General features: G+C 72.0%; 16 protein-coding genes. 8 read left to right on the forward strand and 8 right to left on the reverse strand.

The window, feature by feature from the left end; all coding sequences use genetic code 11:
- Positions 1–187 precede the first annotated feature (187 nt).
- Genes PXH83_RS00005 through lnt form a run of 3 tightly spaced genes read right to left on the reverse strand, consistent with a single transcriptional unit; the run spans position 188 to position 3,170 of the window.
- Positions 188–994 carry a 3-hydroxybutyrate dehydrogenase gene (locus PXH83_RS00005; RefSeq protein ID WP_274555183.1) on the reverse strand — a complete coding sequence of 269 codons (807 nt, stop codon included), beginning with the start codon at positions 992–994 and terminating at the stop codon, positions 188–190.
- A gap of 55 nt (positions 995–1,049) precedes the next feature.
- On the reverse strand, positions 1,050–1,529 hold the full coding sequence (locus tag PXH83_RS00010) for an NUDIX hydrolase (protein WP_274555185.1): 480 nt from the start codon (positions 1,527–1,529) through the stop codon (positions 1,050–1,052).
- Positions 1,530–1,553: 24 nt separating this feature from the next.
- Positions 1,554–3,170: an apolipoprotein N-acyltransferase gene (lnt, locus tag PXH83_RS00015; protein ID WP_274555188.1), complete on the reverse strand. Its 1,617-nt coding sequence runs from the start codon at positions 3,168–3,170 to the stop codon at positions 1,554–1,556.
- A 184-nt stretch (positions 3,171–3,354) separates the two neighbouring features.
- Between lnt and PXH83_RS00020 the strand changes: the two genes are divergently transcribed.
- The gene (locus tag PXH83_RS00020) at positions 3,355–4,434 is read left to right on the forward strand and encodes an O-antigen ligase family protein (protein ID WP_274555190.1); all 1,080 of its coding nucleotides are present in this window, start codon (positions 3,355–3,357) and stop codon (positions 4,432–4,434) included.
- Positions 4,435–4,512: 78 nt separating this feature from the next.
- On the opposite strand, the gene PXH83_RS00025 is transcribed toward PXH83_RS00020, so the two are convergent.
- Together PXH83_RS00025 and PXH83_RS00030 are read right to left on the reverse strand one after the other, a co-directional pair.
- Positions 4,513–5,067 carry a hypothetical protein gene (locus tag PXH83_RS00025; protein WP_274555192.1) on the reverse strand — a complete coding sequence of 185 codons (555 nt, stop codon included), beginning with the start codon at positions 5,065–5,067 and terminating at the stop codon, positions 4,513–4,515.
- Positions 5,068–5,121: 54 nt separating this feature from the next.
- A complete protein-coding gene (locus PXH83_RS00030) occupies positions 5,122–5,907 on the reverse strand; it encodes a glutamate racemase (RefSeq protein ID WP_274555194.1) in 786 nt (261 codons plus the stop codon).
- 58 nt (positions 5,908–5,965) lie between these two features.
- Between PXH83_RS00030 and PXH83_RS00035 the strand changes: the two genes are divergently transcribed.
- On the forward strand, positions 5,966–7,165 hold the full coding sequence (locus PXH83_RS00035) for a glycosyltransferase (RefSeq protein WP_274555196.1): 1,200 nt from the start codon (positions 5,966–5,968) through the stop codon (positions 7,163–7,165).
- A 16-nt stretch (positions 7,166–7,181) separates the two neighbouring features.
- Here the strand turns inward: PXH83_RS00035 and PXH83_RS00040 are convergent, their stop codons facing one another.
- Complete coding sequence (locus tag PXH83_RS00040) at positions 7,182–8,447, reverse strand: TerD family protein (RefSeq protein ID WP_274555198.1); 1,266 nt, start codon at positions 8,445–8,447, stop codon at positions 7,182–7,184.
- Between the two features lie 286 nt (positions 8,448–8,733).
- Between PXH83_RS00040 and PXH83_RS00045 the strand changes: the two genes are divergently transcribed.
- The 4 genes from PXH83_RS00045 (at position 8,734) to PXH83_RS00060 (ending at position 13,290) form a co-directional block, all read left to right on the forward strand.
- Positions 8,734–9,225, forward strand: a complete 492-nt coding sequence (locus PXH83_RS00045; RefSeq protein WP_214922963.1) for a DUF6643 family protein — start codon at positions 8,734–8,736, stop codon at positions 9,223–9,225.
- A 42-nt stretch (positions 9,226–9,267) separates the two neighbouring features.
- Positions 9,268–10,092 (forward strand): MOSC domain-containing protein, encoded by an 825-nt coding sequence (locus tag PXH83_RS00050; RefSeq protein WP_274555205.1) that lies wholly within the window; start codon positions 9,268–9,270, stop codon positions 10,090–10,092.
- A gap of 73 nt (positions 10,093–10,165) precedes the next feature.
- Positions 10,166–10,771 carry an Rv1733c family protein gene (locus PXH83_RS00055; protein ID WP_274555207.1) on the forward strand — a complete coding sequence of 202 codons (606 nt, stop codon included), beginning with the start codon at positions 10,166–10,168 and terminating at the stop codon, positions 10,769–10,771.
- 104 nt (positions 10,772–10,875) lie between these two features.
- On the forward strand, positions 10,876–13,290 hold the full coding sequence (locus tag PXH83_RS00060) for a right-handed parallel beta-helix repeat-containing protein (protein WP_274555209.1): 2,415 nt from the start codon (positions 10,876–10,878) through the stop codon (positions 13,288–13,290).
- Here the strand turns inward: PXH83_RS00060 and PXH83_RS00065 are convergent.
- Positions 13,260–15,626 carry a hypothetical protein gene (locus tag PXH83_RS00065; RefSeq protein ID WP_274555211.1) on the reverse strand — a complete coding sequence of 789 codons (2,367 nt, stop codon included), beginning with the start codon at positions 15,624–15,626 and terminating at the stop codon, positions 13,260–13,262. The two genes, PXH83_RS00060 and PXH83_RS00065, sit on opposite strands and share 31 nt — an antisense overlap.
- Before the next feature lie 195 nt (positions 15,627–15,821).
- On the opposite strand from PXH83_RS00065, the gene PXH83_RS00070 reads away from it, so the two are divergent.
- Both PXH83_RS00070 and PXH83_RS00075 read left to right on the forward strand, forming a co-directional pair.
- A complete protein-coding gene (locus PXH83_RS00070; protein WP_274555213.1) occupies positions 15,822–16,679 on the forward strand; it encodes a DeoR/GlpR family DNA-binding transcription regulator in 858 nt (285 codons plus the stop codon).
- A gap of 112 nt (positions 16,680–16,791) precedes the next feature.
- A complete protein-coding gene (locus PXH83_RS00075; protein WP_274555216.1) occupies positions 16,792–17,295 on the forward strand; it encodes an SRPBCC family protein in 504 nt (167 codons plus the stop codon).
- Between the two features lie 45 nt (positions 17,296–17,340).
- On the opposite strand, the gene cds1 is transcribed toward PXH83_RS00075, so the two are convergent.
- Positions 17,341–18,477: an L-cysteine desulfhydrase Cds1 gene (gene cds1, locus PXH83_RS00080; protein WP_274555218.1), complete on the reverse strand. Its 1,137-nt coding sequence runs from the start codon at positions 18,475–18,477 to the stop codon at positions 17,341–17,343.
- Positions 18,478–18,488: the final 11 nt, after the last annotated feature.

The following is an 18,488-nucleotide window of genomic DNA, read 5'->3' on the forward strand; positions in this document are numbered from 1 at the left end:
CAGGTCGCGCCAGGTTACGGGCCGCTCGTAGGCGTCGGGGGCGGCCCCGCGCGCGAGGAGCTCCAGGTACGGCGCTTCGCTGCTGCTCTGCGGGCGATCGCGACGAGCGGGATGACCGGGATGATCCGGGCGGTCGGGTTGATCGGGGCGGGCGGGTTGATCGGGGGACATGGGCACACTCAACCAGCTAGTGAGCGGTCCAGCCGCCGTCGAGGGGCAGTGAAATTCCGGTGATGAACGACGCCTGGGCGCCGCACAGGTAGGCGACCGCTTCGGCGACCTCGTCCGGTTCGATCAGGCGCTTCAGCGCGGAGTCCTGGAGCAGGACGTCGGCCAGGACGCGTTCCTCCGGCAGTCCGTGGGCGGCCGCCTGATCGGCGAGCTGGCGCTCGACGAGCGGGGTGCGGACGTAGCCGGGGCTGACGCAGTTCGATGTGACGCCGTGCTCGGCGCCTTCGAGAGCGGCGGTCTTGGAGAGCCCTTCGAGGCCGTGCTTGGCCGCGACGTACGCCGATTTGTACGCGGAGGCACGCAGTCCGTGCACGGAGGAGATATTGACGATACGGCCCCACCGCTGCCCGTACATGTGCGGCAGCGCACCCCTGATCAGCCGGAACGGCGCTTCGAGCATCACGGTGAGGACGGTGTGGAAGACGTCGGGCGGGAATGCCTCGATGGGGCGGACCAGTTGCAGCCCGGCGTTGTTGACGAGGATGTCCGTGCCGGCCGCCGCCTGCTCGGCCGCGTCGAGGTCGGTGAGGTCGAGGGGGTGCGCTTCCACGGCGCCCGTCAGGCCCGCAAGTCCCGCCGCCTGCCCGACGAGGGCGTCGAGCCCCGCCGCGTCCCGGTCCACCGCTCTGACCTTGGCTCCGGCGGCTGCGAGCCGCAGCGCGCAGGCGCGGCCGATGCCGCCCGCCGCGCCGGTGACGAGCGCGGTACGGCCGCCGAGGTCGAGTGCTGCGGCATGGCGTGGGGGTGTGGTGGGCGCGGTCATGCCCACGACCCTAGGCAGCGCTCCGCGCACGACCCATGTGGCCAGCACCCATACTTCAGGGCTGGGGGGTGGGCTCGAACCATGTGGGTGCGTCGGTGAGCGCCTGCTTGATCCTCAGGTACCCGAACTCGTGGAGTTCCGGGAGTGCGTCCACCGAGAACCAGCCGACTTCCAGCGACTCGTCGTCGTTGACGCGCGCCTCACCGCCGACGGCCCGGCACCGAAAGGTGATGTCCATGTACTGGCACTGGTCGCCGTTCGAGTACTGGACCGGCTGGAGCCCCTGGACGAGGACGACCCGCTCGGCCACGCACCGTACGGCCGTCTCCTCGTACACCTCGCGCTCGGCGGTCGCCGCAGGCTGCTCCCCCGGCTCCGGAATCCCGCCGATGACCGACCATTTGCCGGTGTCGGCGCGACGCCCCAGCAGCACTCTCCCCTCGTCGTCGAAGACGATGGCGCTGACGCCCGGCAGGAAGAGGAGCTGGTGGCCTGCGGTGGCACGGATCTCGCGGATGAACTCAGGGGTTGACATGGCCCGACCCTAACGGCCCGTCCGTCATGCGGACGTACGCCGACGGGCCCGTGCCCCGAGCAGGACGGCCCAGCCGAGACCGGCCCCGGCGAGCAGTGCCAGTGCCCCTTCGGGGATCGTGCCGAGGCGCGTCGCGGGCGTCAGCGAGGAGCGCAGCGGCACCTCGGCGACCAGCGCGTCGGGCGTGAAGATCTGCGACTTCTGCACGACGTCGCCGTCCGGCTGGATGACGGCGCTGACCCCGCTGGTGACGGGAACGAGGACGGCCCTGCCGTGCTCGACGGCACGGACCCGGTCCATCGCCAGCTGCTGGTACGTCATCTCGCTGCGCCCGAAGGTGGCGTTGTTGCTGGGCACCGAGATGACCTGGGCGCCGCCCATGACGGCGTCCCGCACCGCCCAGTCGAAGGCCGCCTCGTAGCAGGTGGCCAGGCCCACTTTGGTGCCGGCCATGTCGAACACACCCGGCTTGGTGCCGCGTCCGAAGTCCCGGCGGACCATGTCGACGTAGCTCTCGCTGAAGAACCGCACGACGGGCCGCAGCGGGATGTATTCGCCGAAGGGCTGGATCTGCCGCTTGTCGTACGTGTCCTGAGGGCCGCGCTCGGGGTCCCACAGAATCTGCGTGTTGCGCAGCGGCCCGGTGTCTGGGGCGACGACCGCGCCGACGGCGATCGGCACGCCGATGGCCTTGGCCGCGTTGTCGATGACCGAGCGGCCGTCGGCGTTGCGGTAGGGGTCGATGTCCGAGGAGTTCTCCGGCCACAGGACGAAGTCCGGCTTCGCCTCCTTGCCCGCCTTGACGTCGTCGGCGAGCTCGACCGTACGCCGCGCGTGGTTGTCGAGGACCGCGCGGCGCTGGGCGTTGAAGTCGAGTCCCATGCGCGGCACATTGCCCTGGATCACCGCTGCGGTGGCGGTCCCGTCCTCGGCCGTGTCGGTGACCAGCGGGCGCGCGGCGAGGGCCGCCGTCACGGGGACGAGGACGGTCAGCGCCGCGAGGGCGGCGGTCCGGCGGGGCAGTTGACCGGTGCTCCGGTACGTACGGGCCTGGCGCACCAGTTCGTAGAGGCCGAAGCCGCACAGGGCGACCGCGAACCCGAGTAGGGGGGTGCCGCCCAGCGCCGCGAGCGGCAGGAAGGCGCTGTCCGCCTGGCCGAAGGCGATCTTGCCCCAGGGGAAACCGCCGAAGGGCACCCGGGCGCGGACCGCCTCGCCCAGGACCCACACCGCGGCGGCCCACAGCGGCCAGGCCGCCAGCCGGGTCACGGCGGCGATGCCCACACAGCACAGTGCGACGAAGACCGCCTCCACTGCGGCGAGCGCCAGCCACGGTCCCGGGCCGACCTCTTCGCCCGTCCAGACAAGGAGGGGAAGGAGGAAGCCGAGCCCGGCCAGGTAGCCGAGTCCGAACGCGGCCCGCAGGCCTCGCCCGTACAGGCACCAGGCGAGCAGGGCGAAGCCGGGCAGTACCAGCCACCAGAGCGGGCGGGGCGGGAAGCTCGCGTACAGGAGCAGGCCGGACAGTGCGGCGGCCGACGCAGCCACGAGCCGACGCAGCATTGTTCTCCCGCGGTGGGTGGGGGCGGACTGCGGGGCCAGCTGTGCCGGCTCGTCTACGGCGGTGCGGGTGGCGCTCACGCCGGGGAGTCTACGGTGGCCGGGCGGGGCACCGGGAGTCCGGTCACGGCGGCTGAGGCAACGTTCCTGCGCAATCCGTACACAAACCCGTGTCCCTACCGTTACGGTGTGCGCCAGTCCCTGCCGCCCGGCCCGATCCAGCCGCGGTGAACGGGGCCCGTCACATGTCGGGGGGTCGACGGGGATGGCCGCACCGGCCGTACGGTCCGTCGCGCGCGAACGCGGCGGCATCACCGATGCCGCCGGCGTCGTGATCCTGGGCGGCTGCGCCGTCTGGCCGCTGATCGCCGCCACGGGCCGGGACGCCAGGCCCGAGGGCGTCCTGCTCGCCGTGCTGGCCGTCGCCGGGGCTTATGCGTGCGGCCGGATCTGCGGCTCACTGCTGCCGGTCGCCGCCGCGTCGGCCGCTTCCCTCGCCGCACTCGGCCTGGCCGGCGCCTCGCAGCCCGCATCCGGAATGGCCGGCGCGGACGCCGTCACCGTTCCCGGGAGTACCGGCGCGACCGCCGCGCTGCTGGCTCTGGCCTCGGGCGCCGCGTGCTGTGCGGCCTGGGCGGCGCGGCCGTATCCGCTGCGGCTGGGGCTTCGGCTGCTGGCCCTCGGCATCGCGGTCACGGCGCTGCTGCTCGGCTCCGCCGCCGGGTTCGCGGCGGCGCTCGGCGTACTCCTCTGTTCCCTCGCGGCGGGCCGGGCGCATCGCAGGGCGGCGGGGCTGGCGGGGCTGGCGCTGGCGGCGGGGCTCGTGGTGGGGGGTTCATGGGCGGTGGCGGAGGACGCGCTGCCCGACGGGCTGACCGTCTCGCTGGAGGGTCGGCTGACCACGAACCGGGTGCTGCTGTGGCGGGACGCGATCGCTCTGGCCAAGGAGAATCCGGCGCGCGGCACGGGCCCCGACCGGTTCGGCAGGCTGAGCCCGACCGCCCGGCAGACGCCCGGCTCCGACGGCAAACCCCACTCGGCGCCGTTGCAGCAGGCCGCCGAACAGGGGATCCCGGGGGTCGTGCTGCTGGGCGCCGCATTCGCCTGGATGCTGTACGGGCTGTGGCGCTCGCCCCGGTCCACACCGGTGGCCCTGACGGCCGCGGCGGCGCTGACCGCCCTGGCGGCCCTCGCGGGCATCGGCAACGCGCTGAGCTTTACGCAGGTGACGGCGGGCGCCGGTCTGCTGGCCGGTCTGGCGACCGCGCGCCGGCTGGGCGAGGACGGGGCGGATACGGTCGCCGCATCCGGGGCGGGGGCGCGGCCGCGCAGCCGTCAGACGTAGGGGCGTACAGGTTCTTACAGGTCTGTTTCTTACGGGTCTGTTTCTTACAGGTCTGTCAAGGTACGTCCGTCCGGGGGATCAGGCTCCGGCAGTTTTGCCTGTGGTGCCGAGGCCCAGCCGGCCGCGGATGACCCGTACCGCGGTCTGGGCATCGTCCACGGTCACCGAGAAGGTCCCGCCGTCCCCGAGCTTGAGGATGACACCCTCGCCTTCACGGACGATCATGCCGACCCCCAGGTCGGGACGCCAGCGGTAGCCCCAGCCGCCCCAGTGCCGGGGTGTGAGGCTCGGGGCGAATTCGGCGCCCGCCACATGGTCGAGCCGGATACGCCGACGGGGCAGACCCAAGTGGCCGCAGCGCACCTCGACCGCATCGCTGTAGACCTTGACCGCCACATGGACGAAAGCCAGGGTCCCGAAGAGCATGAGCACGCCCACCGCGAGGAGGCCGACGATAGTCATCACCAGTGGGACGTTCGTCCACGAGGCGTCGACGGCCAGTCTGATGCCGACGGCCAGACAGGCGGCGCCCGCAGAGGCGAGCAGCCACTGTGCGCGGTTGGTCGCGCGACCGGTCCAGATCGGGAGAGCGGGCTTCACGGCAGGCCCGTCGCCGTTGGGGTGGTCCCTCATGCGTAGCAGCGTACTCACGTTCAGCGTTCCGGGCAGTGCTGCGCCGGGCCCAGGTCAGCGAACGGTGCTGACGGCCTCCAGCAGCCTGCCTTCGGCGTACGCGAGGGCCGGTCCCGGCAGCGCGGAGTCGCTTCCGCCGAGCAGCACGGTGAGCCCGCCGCCGGGCGTGGCCGCGGTGGCGGGCTGCGCCCCGATACGGCGCAGTGCCTGCGCGGCGACGGCTCCGGCGGAGCCGTGCAGCACCACGGGGGGTGCGCCGGGCGGCTGGACTGCGGCGCGGATGCGCTCGGCGACGAGTTCGTAATGGGTACAGCCCAGGACGACGGCCCTTACATCGGCCGGCGTGAGGGCGGCTGCCGCTGCGACGGCCAGGTCGATGGCCTCCTCGTCGGCGTGCTCCACCGCGTCGGCGAGACCGGGACAGGGCACCTCGGTGACGGTGACGCCGTCGGCGAAGTCACGGATGAGGGCGCGCTGGTAGGGGCTGCCCGTGGTGGCGGGAGTGGCCCAGATGGCGACGGGTCCGCCGGCCGCGGCGGCCGGCTTGATCGCGGGCACGGTGCCGATGACCGGAATCCCGGGCTCCAGCTCTGCGCGGAGCGCGGGCAGAGCGTGCACGGAAGCGGTGTTGCAGGCCACGATCAGTGCGTCCGGCCGGTGCGCGGCAGCGGCGCGTGCCACGGCGAGCGCGCGTGCGGTGACCTCGGCGGGCATATGTGGCCCCCACGGCATGGTGTCGGGGGCGGAGGAGAGGACCAGAGCGGCGTCGGGCCGCAACCGGCGTACAGCGGCGGCCGCTGCCAGCAAGCCGATTCCCGAGTCCATGAGCGCGATCTTCACCCGGTCACCATAGTCGACCGCCCTCCCACCCCGGCCGGGGTGGGGCAGACTTCGGCGGATGAGCGCCATTGCGTGGATTGCTGTGGGATCACTGGCCGCGTGGGTGTGGCTGCTGCTGGGCCAGGGGTTCTTCTGGCGTACGGATCAGCGGCTTCCGCAGCGCGCCGAGCCGGACCGTCCGCCCGGCCCATGGCCGGATGTCGCCGTTGTCGTACCTGCGCGCGACGAGGCCGAGGTGCTCCCGTCGAGCCTGCCTTCGCTCCTCGCGCAGGACTATCCCGGACGGGCGGAGATCTTCCTCGTCGACGACGGCAGCCAGGACGGTACGGGCGCGCTGGCCCGCGAGCTGGCCGCCCGGCACGGCGGGCTTCCACTGACCGTGGTCTCCCCCGGCGAGCCCGAGCCAGGCTGGACCGGGAAGCTCTGGGCGCTGAGGCACGGCATCGCGCTGGCCCGCACGCGCGAGCCCGGGTGTCCGGAGCCCGAGTATCTGCTGCTGACGGACGCCGACATCGCGCACGATCCGGACAGTCTGCGCGAGCTGGTGGCGGCCGCCCGCACGAACGGCCTCGACCTGGTCTCCCAGATGGCGCGGCTGCGTGTTGTCAGCGAGTGGGAGCGGCTGGTCGTACCGGCCTTCGTCTACTTCTTCTCGCAGCTCTACCCCTTCCGGTGGGTGAACAGGGCGGGTGCGCGGACGGCGGCGGCCGCCGGCGGCTGTGTGCTGCTGCGGACCGAGGCCGCGGTGCGGGCGCGGGTCCCGGACTCCATCCACCACGCGGTGATCGACGACGTGTCACTTGCCCGGGCTGTCCAGCGCAGTGGGGGCAGGATCTGGCTGGGGCTCGCGGAGGGCGTGGACAGCGTGCGCCCCTGTCCCCGGCTCGGCGACCTGTGGCGGATGGTGTCGCGCAGCGCGTACGCCCAGCTGCTGTACAGCCCGCCGCTGCTCGCCGGGACAGTCGTGGGGCTCGCGCTGGTGTATCTCGCGCCCCCGGTCACGCTTTGCGCCGGTCTGCTGTCGGTTGACGGGATCACGGCCTGGGCGGGCGGCCTGGCGTGGGCGGTAATGACAGCGACGTACCTGCCGATGCTCCACTACTACGGGCAGCCGCTGTGGACGGCTCTGCTGCTGCCGTTCACGGCGGTTCTGTATCTGCTGATGACCGTCGATTCCGCCGTGCAGCACTACCGCGGGCGAGGCGCGGCCTGGAAGGGGCGTACGTACTCCCGTCCCGAGGCCGCGCCGGAGCGTTGACCGGAGCGTTGAGACGTCACTTCCTGCCGGGGGTCCAGTTCATGCCCCAGCCGTAGGCGTAGTCGATGGTGCGCTGGGGGCTGACGCCGCGTTCCGGTACGAGATAGCGGGCTTCGCGGCGCACGGTCAGGTCTCCGTCCTCGTTGGTGATGAGGGCGAGCGAGGCGACGGTCGACGGCACGGTGCACTCGTCGAGGGAGAAGTCGATGGGTGCTCCGTGCTGCGGCTGGAGCGTGACCGTGGCGTGCAGATCGGCGAACGAGCGGGCGCCTTCGTACACGGCGACGAAGATGATGACGCGGCGGAGCTTGTCCTTGTGGTCGAGGTTGATGGTCAGGTTCTCGCCGGTGCTGACGGCTCCGGTGCGGTCGTCGCCGTCGAGGTGGATGTACGGCGGCTGGTGCAGCGAGCCGAAGGCGTTGCCGAGGGCCTGGACGACTCCCTTGCGGCCGTCGGTGAGTTCGTAGAGGGCGCACAGATCGAGGTCGAGGTCGCTGTGCATGGCGACGGCCCTGCCGAGCTTGGCGCCCCAGCCCTTGAACTGCTTGCGCACCTCCCAGTTGAGGTTCACGCGCATGGTGCCGGTGGTGCCGCCCTGCTTGGCGAGGGAGACGGACGGGGCTTCCTTGGTGAGCGTGATCTTGGTGAGGCGTACGGGGGTGGCGGCGGCCGGAGGAGCCTGGGTTGGCTGGGGCGGCGGGGCCTGGAGCGGCTGGGCCGGGGCCTGGGCGGGAGCCTGGGCCCGGGCCGGCTGCTGGGGCTCGTCGACGCTGATGCCGAAGTCCCTGGCCAGGCCTTCCAGGCCGCTGTCGTAGCCCTGTCCCACCGCGCGGAACTTCCACGCACCCTGGCGCCGGTAGAGCTCGCCGAGGACGAAGGCCGTTTCGACGGCGGCGTCCTGGCTGTCGAAGCGCGCGAGCTCCGCGCCGTTCGCCATGTCCAGGATTCGTACGTAAAGTCCCGGCACCTGCCCGAAGTTGCCGCCGTCCGCCGATGCCGCCACGACTACGGTCTCGACGGCGGGCTCCACGCTCGCCAGGTCGACGGAAAGCGTGTCGGTCACGCTGCCCCCGGCGGGCGTCTTGCCGTCGTGCCTGACCGCGCCCGAGGCGTGCGCGGGCTGGTTGTAAAAGACGAAGTCCGCGTCGGAGCGGACCTTTCCGGACACCAGCAGCAGGGCGGAGGCGTCGACATCCGGCACTCCGGGGCCTGAACGCCATCCCAATTCGACGCGCACGCTCGGCGCCGGCACCGGCACATTGGTTCCTTTTAGCATGGACATGCTCGCCCCCATCGCGAGTCCCGGCGTCTCAAGTCCGGGTGCCTGAAGATTTCCGTACGGCCAACCTATTGCCCAGCGTTCCACAGACGTCACGGCGACCGTTTCAAGATCGCCCGCGACCACGGGTAACCCATGGCCAGGGCGGTCTTTACACGATCCGAACGCCGCGCGCCGACCGATTTTGCCAAGTTCGCTCGGATTAGGGATCCGCAGTCACTCGCAGCATGTAAAACAACCCTCTTATCGGGCTCCCCAACCAGAACATCTTCGGCTTAACTTAGGTGCCATGACGTCCCCCCGCGCCACCTACGGCGGCGGTTACTACTCCGCCCCGTCCTTCCCGGACACCCCGATCTACGACTCCCTGGTCGCAGAACGAGGCACGCCCCAGATTGCTCCTATCCGGGTGCCCTCCGCGTACGACACCGGGAACAGCTATCTGCCGGCACTCCCGGCGGCGCTCCCCGCCCTCCCGTCCGCGCCTTCCCAGTACGCCCCTTCGTACGGTTCGCAGGGTTCATACGGCTCGCAGGGTTCGTACGGGTACCCGCAGCAGGCGGCGCCCCAGCCGATGCCCCTGCAGCACGCGCCCGCGCCGTACATCCCACAGCAGGCCGCGGCCCCGCGCGGCTACGGCTACCCCGGTCCGCAGCAGCAGCCCCGCCAGGCGGCTGCCACCGGATACGAGGCGATGCGCCCCGCGGCGCAGCGTCCTGTACCGGCGGCCGGGCCGTACGAGGACCCGTACAACCGTCAGTACCAGGGCCGGGGGTACTGACCGGCCGCACGGATGTCAGACCTGGCTGGCAGGATTGACCGCATGCCGAATCCAGTTCTCCATGCGGTCCATGTCTATCCGGTCAAGTCGCTGGCAGGGTGCGCGCCGGGTGAGGTGAAGGTCGAGCCCTGGGGGCCGGCCGGGGACCGCAGATGGATGCTGGTCCACCCGGACGGCAAGGTGGTCACCCAACGACCCCAGCCGAACCTGGCGATGGCGCGCGCCGAGCCGCTGCCGGACGGCGGGATCCGGCTGTCCGCGCCCGGGCGGGAGACCCTCACCGTTGCCGTGCCCGAGCCCGCGGGCACCACGTGTGTGGAGATCTGGAAGGACAAGGTCGAAGCTGTAGAGGCGGCTGCGGGGGCGCACGCCTGGTTCAGCGACTATCTGGGCACCGAGGTGCGGCTCGTCCATCTCGACGATCCGTCGAGCCGCCGTGCCATCGATCCGGATTACGCGAAGCCGGGCGAGACCGTCAGTCTCGCCGACGGCTATCCCCTGCTGGTCACCACACTCGCCTCGCTCGACGCCCTCAACTCCCTGATAGCCCAGGGCGACCATGCCGACGAGGGTCCGCTGCCGATGAGCCGGTTCCGGCCGAACGCGGTAGTGGACGGAGCCGCGCCGTGGGTCGAGGACGGCTGGAAGCGGATCGCGATCGGCGAGGTCAGCTTCCGGGTGGCCAAGCCCTGCGGCCGCTGTGTCGTCACGACCACCGACCAGCGGACGGCGGAGCGCGGCAAAGAGCCGCTGCGCACGCTCGCCAGGCACCGGCGCTCGGGCGACAAGCTGCTTTTCGGTCAGAATCTGGTGCCTGAGAACACCGGGACCATCCGCGTCGGCGATCCGGTGGAGATACTCGAATAACCTCCCACCACCCGGGAACCCGCCGGGGCGGCAGGCGCGTTGAAGGGACGGACGCGGAGGGGGGTGCGGGACCGTGCGAACGGCAGTCGGCGTCTGGCGCCGGAGGCACAGTCCCCTGTGCCGCCCGACCGATCTCGTCGAGGCATGGGTGGCATTCGCCGCCGTGCTGCTCATCGCTGTGGCCGCCCCGGCCGTGGGCTGGATCTGCGGTTCGCTCACCGGCGAGTCGCTGCACCGGTCGGTACGCATCCAGCACGAGCAGCGCCACCCGGCGACGGCCGTCGTCGTACGTGCCGCACCGTCCCCCGCCGCTGTCCCCGACCCCGAAATCTCCTCGGAGCGCGCTGCGCACACCCGGGTCGTCGCCAACTGGACGGCGTACGACGGAAGCCGGCACACCGGGACGGTCCTCATGACCGAGCGGTCCCCGCGGCCGGGCGACCGGTTCCGGATATGGACAGACGCGCAGGGGCGGTCCGTCCAGCGCCCGCTGGACAGTGCCACGGCCTCCGCCCACGCCGCTCTCGCGGGCCTCGGCGCGGGAGCGGCCACCGCGGGGCTCGTCGAAGGCGGCAGGCGCCTGGTCGTATGGCGCCTCACGCAGCGGCGGTACGCCCGCCTCGACGAGGCGTGGGCCGAAGTGGGTCCCGACTGGGGGCGCACGGGCGCGGGCAGTTGAGAGGCGGGCCTCCCAAGCACCACTGACCTGTCAACTCCCCGTCGCCGCGCGCGCTACGGTGGACCGACCAGATCGTCGGCACAAGGTGGGGGCACAACAACGCCATGGCACAGGGCACGGTCCAGGTGACGCACACCGGCACATCGCGGTGGCGGCGCCGCACAGGCGAGTACGCCTCCCTCGCCGCAGCCCTGGAGGCCGCGGGAGACGGTGACGTCCTCACCGTCGCTCCCGGTACGTACCGGGAAAACCTTGTCGTCGAGCGCGCCGTGACCCTGCGCGGGCCCGAGGGCACCGTCGGCTCGGTCCGTATCGCGCCCTCCGACGGTGTGGCGCTGACCGTGCGCGCCTCCGCCGTGGTCCAGGACCTGTACGTCGAGGGCCAGGACACCGCCGCCCCCGCCCTGCTCGTCGAGGACGGCACCCCCGAGCTCGTCGATCTGCGGATCGTGACGCGCTCCGCCGTCGGCATAGAGGTGCGCGGCGCGGCCCGGCCGACGGTGCGCCGCTGCACCGTCGACAATCCGGCGGGTGTCGGCATCGGCGTACTGGAGGGCGCGGGCGGGGTGTTCGAGGAGTGCGAGGTGGTCGCGGCGGGCCAGTCGGGCGTCTCGGTCCGCGGCGGGGCGCACCCGCGCCTGGAGCGCTGCCGGATCCATCGCACCTCGGGCGCCGGCCTGTCCGTCACCGGCGAGGGCAGCGGCCTGGAGGCCGTCGGGTGCGAGGTGTACGAGATCAAGGGCACCGGCGTGCAGATCACCGCGCGCGCCGCCGCGCATCTCACCGACTGCACGGTGCACCGCACTTCGGCCGACGGCATCACGCTCGACACCGACGCCGTGCTGACGCTCTCCGACTGCGATATCCACGACATTCCGGAGAACGCGATCGATCTGCGCTCCCGCGCGGTCCTCACCCTCACCCGTTCCACGGTCCGCCGCTTCGGCCGCAACGGCCTGTCCGTCTGGGACCCGGGCACGCGGGTTGACGCCAACCAGTGCGAGATCCACGACAGTACGGGCGACTATCCGGCGGTCTGGATCAGCGACGGCGCGACCGCCGTCCTCGAAGCCTGCCGGGTCCACGACGTCCCCGACGCGCTCTTCGTCCTCGACCGCGGTTCGCGTGTCGACGTCGTCGACAGCGACCTGTCCCAGGTGCGCAATACGGCGGTGTCCGTGAGCGACGGCGCGACCGCGCAGCTCGACGACTGCCGGATCCGCGAGGCGTCGACCGGAGCCTGGTTCCGCGACCACGGCAGCGGCGGCACGCTCTCCGGCTGCACCATCGACGCGGCGCAGACCGGAGTCATCGTCACCAAGGGCGCCGATCCCCGCATCGAGCGCTGCACGGTCACCTCGCCCGCCGAGGCGGGTTTCTACGTCTCCGCCGAGGGCCGCGGCACCTTCCACAACTGCCGGGTGAAGGGCAGCAGCGGCTACGGCTTCCATGTGATCGACGGCTGCCGCACGACGCTGACCCGCTGCCGTACGGAGCGTTGTGCGCGCGGCGGTTACGAGTTCGCCGAGGACGGACCGGTCGTCGAGGACTGCACCAGCGACGAGAGCGGCGTACGGTCGACGGCCCAGGAGGCCACCGCCCCGGCCGTGCTGCCCGCGACGCAGTCCGCCGGGCTGCTGAGCGCGATCCCGGGCCCGCGCGCCGAGCATCCCACGGCGCCCGTCCCCGCGCACGAGGCCGCCCCTGCACGCTCGTCGAAGGCTGTCCTCGGTGAACTCGACGCGCTGGTGGGCCTGGAGAGCGTCAAGCGCGAGGTGCGCGCCCTCACCGACATGATCGAGATCGGCCGCCGCCGCCAGGAGGCCGGGCTCAAGGCCGCGTCGGTCCGGCGCCATCTGGTCTTCACCGGCTCCCCCGGCACCGGAAAGACCACGGTGGCACGGCTGTACGGCGAGATCCTGGCCTCGCTCGCGGTCCTGGAGCGCGGTCATCTCGTCGAGGTGTCCCGGGTGGACCTGGTCGGCGAGCACATCGGCTCGACGGCCATCCGCACGCAGGAGGCCTTCGACCGTGCGCGCGGCGGTGTGCTGTTCATCGACGAGGCGTACGCGCTGTCCCCCGAGGACTCGGGGCGCGACTTCGGACGTGAGGCCATCGACACGCTGGTGAAGCTGATGGAGGACCACCGGGAGGCGGTGGTTGTGATCGTCGCCGGGTACACGGCGGAGATGGAGCGCTTCCTGTCCGTCAACCCGGGTGTGGCATCGCGCTTCTCACGGACCATCAGGTTCTCCGACTACGAACCCGACGAGCTGCTGCGGATCGTGGAGCAACAGGCGGAGGAGCACGAGTACCGGCTGGGTGCGGGCACGGCCGAGGCGCTGCTGAAGTACTTCACGGAGCTGCCCAAGGGCCCGGCCTTCGGCAACGGCCGTACCGCCCGCCAGACCTTCGAGTCGATGGTTGAGCGGCACGCGGGCCGGGTCGCCCAGCTCACCGAGATGAACACGGACGACCTGACCCTGCTCTACCCCGAGGACCTGCCCGAACTGCCCTGATCCTGCGGGGAGTCCGGCCGCTGCCTGGGCAGGGCGGGCTGTGGCAGCCGGTCGAGCAGTGCGGTCCTCTCCCGGTCGAATTCGGGGTCGGCCTGGTAGTCGGAGTGCCCCAGTACGGGGGCGGGCAGCGGCTGTTCGCGGGTACGCCCGTAGGCGAGCGGGTCCTTGAGCGCGGCCCGGTCCACCTCGGGCTCCTGGCCGCCGCCCGTGACGCGCACCGGGCCGCCGATCGGGTCGGTGGGCCGCCACAGGTTCCGCCAGCAGTGCACCTCGTCGCTCAGGGCCTCCAGGCAGGCGGGGCCGAAGTACGCGGGGAACCAGCGTCCGTACAGCCGCTCCAGCGGTGATCCGTACGTGAGCAGGGCGACCCGGCGCCGGGTGCGCAGGGGCAGTTGCCAGACCGCGGCCGCCGACAGGACGCTGCCCTGCGAGTGGCCGGAGATGACGAGCCGTCCGCCGGTGCGGTCGGTCCACGTGGCCATGCGCCAGGTGAGGTCGGGGACGGCGCGCTCGGCGTAGCAGGGGGGCGCGAAGGGGTGCGCCGCGCGCGGCCAGAAGGTGCCAACGTCCCAGAGGATGCCGATGGTGCGGCGGGCCGCGGCGTCACGGTACGCGCGGCGGCCCCAGGTGACGAACAGTATGAAACCGAAGCCGATCAGCCACGAGCCGAGGGCCTGCGCGGTCTGGGCCGCCGACGCGATGAAGGCGTACGCCCCCTCGGCGGCCCTGCCCGGCACTTCCCCCGTCCCCCAGGCGCCGACGACTGCGGCCGCGCCCAGCAGCAGTGTGGTGCCCGCCGTAATGCCGACGATGGAGGGCGCCGAGTCGGTGAGGGCGGCCCTGGCGCGGGTCCCCGCTATACGGCGGGTGCGGACGGAGTCGGGCTCCGCGTCCGGGTAGTCCGCCTCGACCTCGCCGGTCAGTGCGCGGCGCACCCGCCAGGTGCGTACGGCGAGGAAGGCGCCCAGTGCCAGCAGGACGACCAGCAGGGGCGGGATGACCGACGCCTGCCAGGTGAGCAGTACCGGTGGGCCTTCGAAGCCGCCTCCCGCTCCCTCCCCCGGGGTGGCCGCGCCGTCGAGCCAGTCGCCGACGCGCTGGGCGACTCCGCCGGTCATGACGCCGCCGAGGGCGCAGGCGAGCATGGCGACGGCGGGGCCGCCGAGTCCGCGCATCACCGTACGGGCGTCGGGTGCCCGCCGGTACATGGCCAGGGCGACTGCGGCGAGGGCGATGACGAGGCCGCCCTGGCCGAGGGCGATGATCCCGAATGTACGGTCGCCCGGGAGTCGGCCTCCGGAGACCCAGTCGGGGCGGGACCAGGCGGCGTACAGCATGCTCAGGGCCAGCAGGGCGAGTGCGGCTCCGGGCAGCCAGGCGACGACGGCCTGGTCGAGCTTCAGGTCGAGGCGGGATTCGCTGCGGCCCCTGCGGCAGACCACCCAGACCACCACGGCGCCACCGGCGAGCAGGGTCAGTTCGAGGACCCAGCCGAGGGTTTCCAGGAGCGGGCCCGAGGCGCGGCGGTCGTAGCGGGCTCCGGCGCCGGCGAGCGCCGCGGCGACTGTGAGGAAACCGGCGGCGGTGTGGGCGGCGCGCAGCCGGGCGACAAGCCTGCGGCCGTACCAGAAGCCGGGCATGCCGAGGGCGGGACGGGCGGTCGGCTCGTCGGGGTCGGGCTCGGCGCCGGGCGGCAGGGGGCGCTGGGACTCGTACGCGCTCCAGGTGCGGTTGGACAGGTACCAGAGGAGGCCGGTCAGCGCGGCGGGCACGAGGGCGGCGAGGGCGAGGCGCCGGCCCGGCTGGCTCCACCAGCCGTCGTGGGCGGTGGACATGAAGCCGAGCCAGGACTTGTCGCGGGAGCAGCCGGGCGAGCCCGCGCACTGCCAGGCCGCGAGGTCGAGGGCGACCTCGCAGGCGGCGGCGGTCAGCAGCACGGTGAGGCTGAGGGCGACGAGCCGCACCAGGACCCCGTACATGCGTACGGTCTTCTTGAGGCCCTCTGTGGTGGGCTGCATCCAGTGCGCGAGATTGGCGACCATGAAGGGCAGCAGGAGTAGCCACAGGGCGCGGGCGCCGTTGCCCGAGGTGAGGTTGCACCAGACGTACGCCTCGGGGACCGGCCGGTCGCGGGGCTCGTCCGGTGCCGGTTCGTGCGGGTGGAGTCCGGCTTCGGCGTCCTCCGTGCGGCGGTATACGGCGGCGGTCTCGTCGCCGGTTACGCGGACCGTGCGCGGATCGCCGAGCATCTCCTCGGGGGTGGTCCCGCCGACCCCGTGGACCAGCAGTTCGAGCGCGGCTCCGCCGTCGGTGGGGGACGGTGTGACACGGGGCACTTCTGTGGCTCGCTCTCGTGGTGGGAGGATCGTGTTCCGCGCACGGCGGCGCCGCTCAAGGATCCCGGATCATGGGCGGCTGCCGCAGGGCTCTCACCGAATCTCCCCGAGGTCCGGCCGTCGAGCACCCGTGCGAGGATGAGCAACCCCCAGTGCACGCACCGAGTTCACCCACGCGAAAGGACCGGCCTGCCCGTGACCGAGAATCAGAACCTGCTCGCCGAGCAGCGTCGCGCCCTGATCCTCGACGAGGTAAGACGGCGCGGCGGTGTCCGGGTCAATGAGCTCACCAGGAAGCTCAATGTCTCCGACATGACGGTCCGCAGGGACCTCGACGCGCTGGCCCGCCAGGGTGTGGTGGAGAAGGTCCACGGCGGCGCTGTGCCGGTGGTCGAGGCGAGTACGCACGAGCCGGGCTTCGAGGCCAAGTCCGGTCTCGAACTGAGCGCCAAGGAGGACATCGCGCGGGCGGCCGCGGCGATGGCGGCGCCGGGCTCGGCAATCGCGCTGTCCGGCGGGACGACGACGTACGCGCTGGCCCAGCATCTGCTGGAGGTGCCGGACCTGACGGTGGTGACCAACTCGGTGCGCGTCGCGGATGTGTTCCACACCGCTCAGCGCGCGGGCACGGGCGCGGGCAGTGGGCTGCGGCCCGGTGCGGCGACGGTGGTGCTCACCGGTGGCGTGCGGACACCGTCGGACTCACTCGTCGGCCCGGTCGCGGACCAGGCGATCCGCTCGCTCCACTTCGATGTGCTGTTCCTCGGAGTGCACGGGATTTCGGTCGAGGCGGGTCTTTCCACCCCGAATCTGGCCGAGGCGGAGACGAACCGGCGCCTGGTGCGGTCCGCACGGCGGGTCGTCGTGGTCGCGGATCACACCAAGTGGGGGACGGTGGGCCTGAGTTCGTTCGCGACGCTCGAAGAGGTCGACACGCTGGTCACGGACAGCGGGCTCTCCGCGCAGACCCGCGAGGAGATCGAGGAGCATCTGCCGGGACTGGTGGTCGCGGGCGAATCCCAGGAGACAGAGCCGGAGCCCGCAGACATCTGACGGTCCGACAGTTACGGTGTACGGGCCCGGCCCGGTCCAGTCCCTGTTCCGTCCTGCCTGTCCTGCCTGTCCTGTCCTGTCCGTCACCGAACCCGCTGGGGGTGCAGGTTCCATGGCACGCCGACTCCGCCCTGTCGAGCTCGACTTCGTAGAAACCGCGCCGCTGCGCCTGGTCTTCGCCGCCGAGGTGTCCGCACCCCCGGAGGCCGTGTACCGGGCGCTCGCGGAGGACGTCGATGCCTGGCCCAGCTGGTTCGGCGCGGTGACGCTGGCCCGGCCCACGGCTGGTGGCGCGGGGCGCGAGGTGCGGCTCAAGGGCGGCACGCGCTTCCAGGAGACGATCCTGGCGGCGGAGCCCGGCGAGCGGTACGCGTACCGCGTCGACGAGACCAACGCTCCCGGCCTGCGTGCCCTGTTGGAGGAGTGGCGGATCGCTCCGGCCGGGACTGGTGCCGGTCCAGGTACTGGTACCGGTACGCGCGTGCAGTGGACGTTCGCGGCGGACGGTCCCGCGCCGCTGCGGCTGGCGTTGCGGGTCGGCCGGGCGGGACTGGGGCGGGCGTTCCGGGACGCGGTGCGCAGCCTGGACCGGCGGCTGGCGTCGGCAGCCGCGTGAGCCCTCACCCGTAGCCCTTCGGCAGGACCGGTCAGCAGGGACCGGTCAGCAGCTCCACTCGCCGGTGGCCAGGAATTCGTCGATCGCAGCAGCGTACGGCGCAATGTCCAGGCCCTGTTCGGCGAGCCAGGCGTCCGAGTAGTACTTGTCGAGGTAGCGCTCGCCCGGGTCGCAGAGCAGCGTGACGACACTGCCCCTGCGCCCCTCCGCGACCATCCCGGCGATGATCTTCAGGGCGCTCCACAGCCCCGTACCGGTGGAACCGCCCGCTTTCCGGCCGATGGCCCTGTCGAGCGCGCGTACGGCCGCGACGCTCGCCGCGTCCGGGACCTTCATCATCCGGTCGATCGCGCCGGGCACGAAGCTGGGCTCCATCCGGGGCCTGCCGATGCCTTCGATGCGCGAGCCGCAGTCGCTGGCGGCGAGCGGGTCGCGGCGGGTCCAGCCGTCGAAGAAGCAGGAGTTCTCCGGGTCGGGGACGCAGATGCGGGTGTCGTGCTGCATGTAGTGGACATAGCGCGCGATGGTGGCCGATGTGCCGCCGGTCCCGGCGGTCGCGACGATCCAGGCCGGTTCCGGGTAGCGCTCCAACTTCAGCTGCTGGTAGATGGATTCGGCGATGTTGTTGTTGCCGCGCCAGTCGGTGGCCCGTTCCGCGTACGTGAACTGGTCCATGTAATGCCCGCCGGACTCGGCCGCGAGGGCGGCCGACTCTTCGTACATCTTCCGCGAGTCGTCCACGAAGTGGCACTGCCCGCCGTGGAATTCGATCAGGCGGATCTTCTCGGGGCTGGTGGTGCGCGGCATCACGGCGATGAACGGCACGCCGATCAGCTTCGCGAAGTACGCCTCGGAGACGGCGGTCGAGCCGCTGGACGCCTCGATGACCGGCTTGCCGGGTCTGATCCAGCCGTTGCACAGGCCGTACAGGAAGAGCGAGCGGGCGAGCCGGTGCTTGAGGCTGCCGGTCGGGTGGGTGGACTCGTCCTTGAGGTACAGGTCGATCCCCCACTGCTCGGGCAGCGGGAAGCGCAGCAGGTGCGTGTCGGCGGAGCGGTTGGCGTCGGCCTGGACCTTACGGACGGCTTCTTTCAGCCATGCCCGGTACTCCGCATCGCTGCGGTCCACATCGATGGTCGCCATGGCGGCGTCGCCGGCGCGTGCCTGGTCAGTGGTGCTCATGCGGGCCACTC

Source organism: Streptomyces spiramyceticus, assembly GCF_028807635.1.
GTDB lineage: Bacteria > Actinomycetota > Actinomycetes > Streptomycetales > Streptomycetaceae > Streptomyces > Streptomyces spiramyceticus.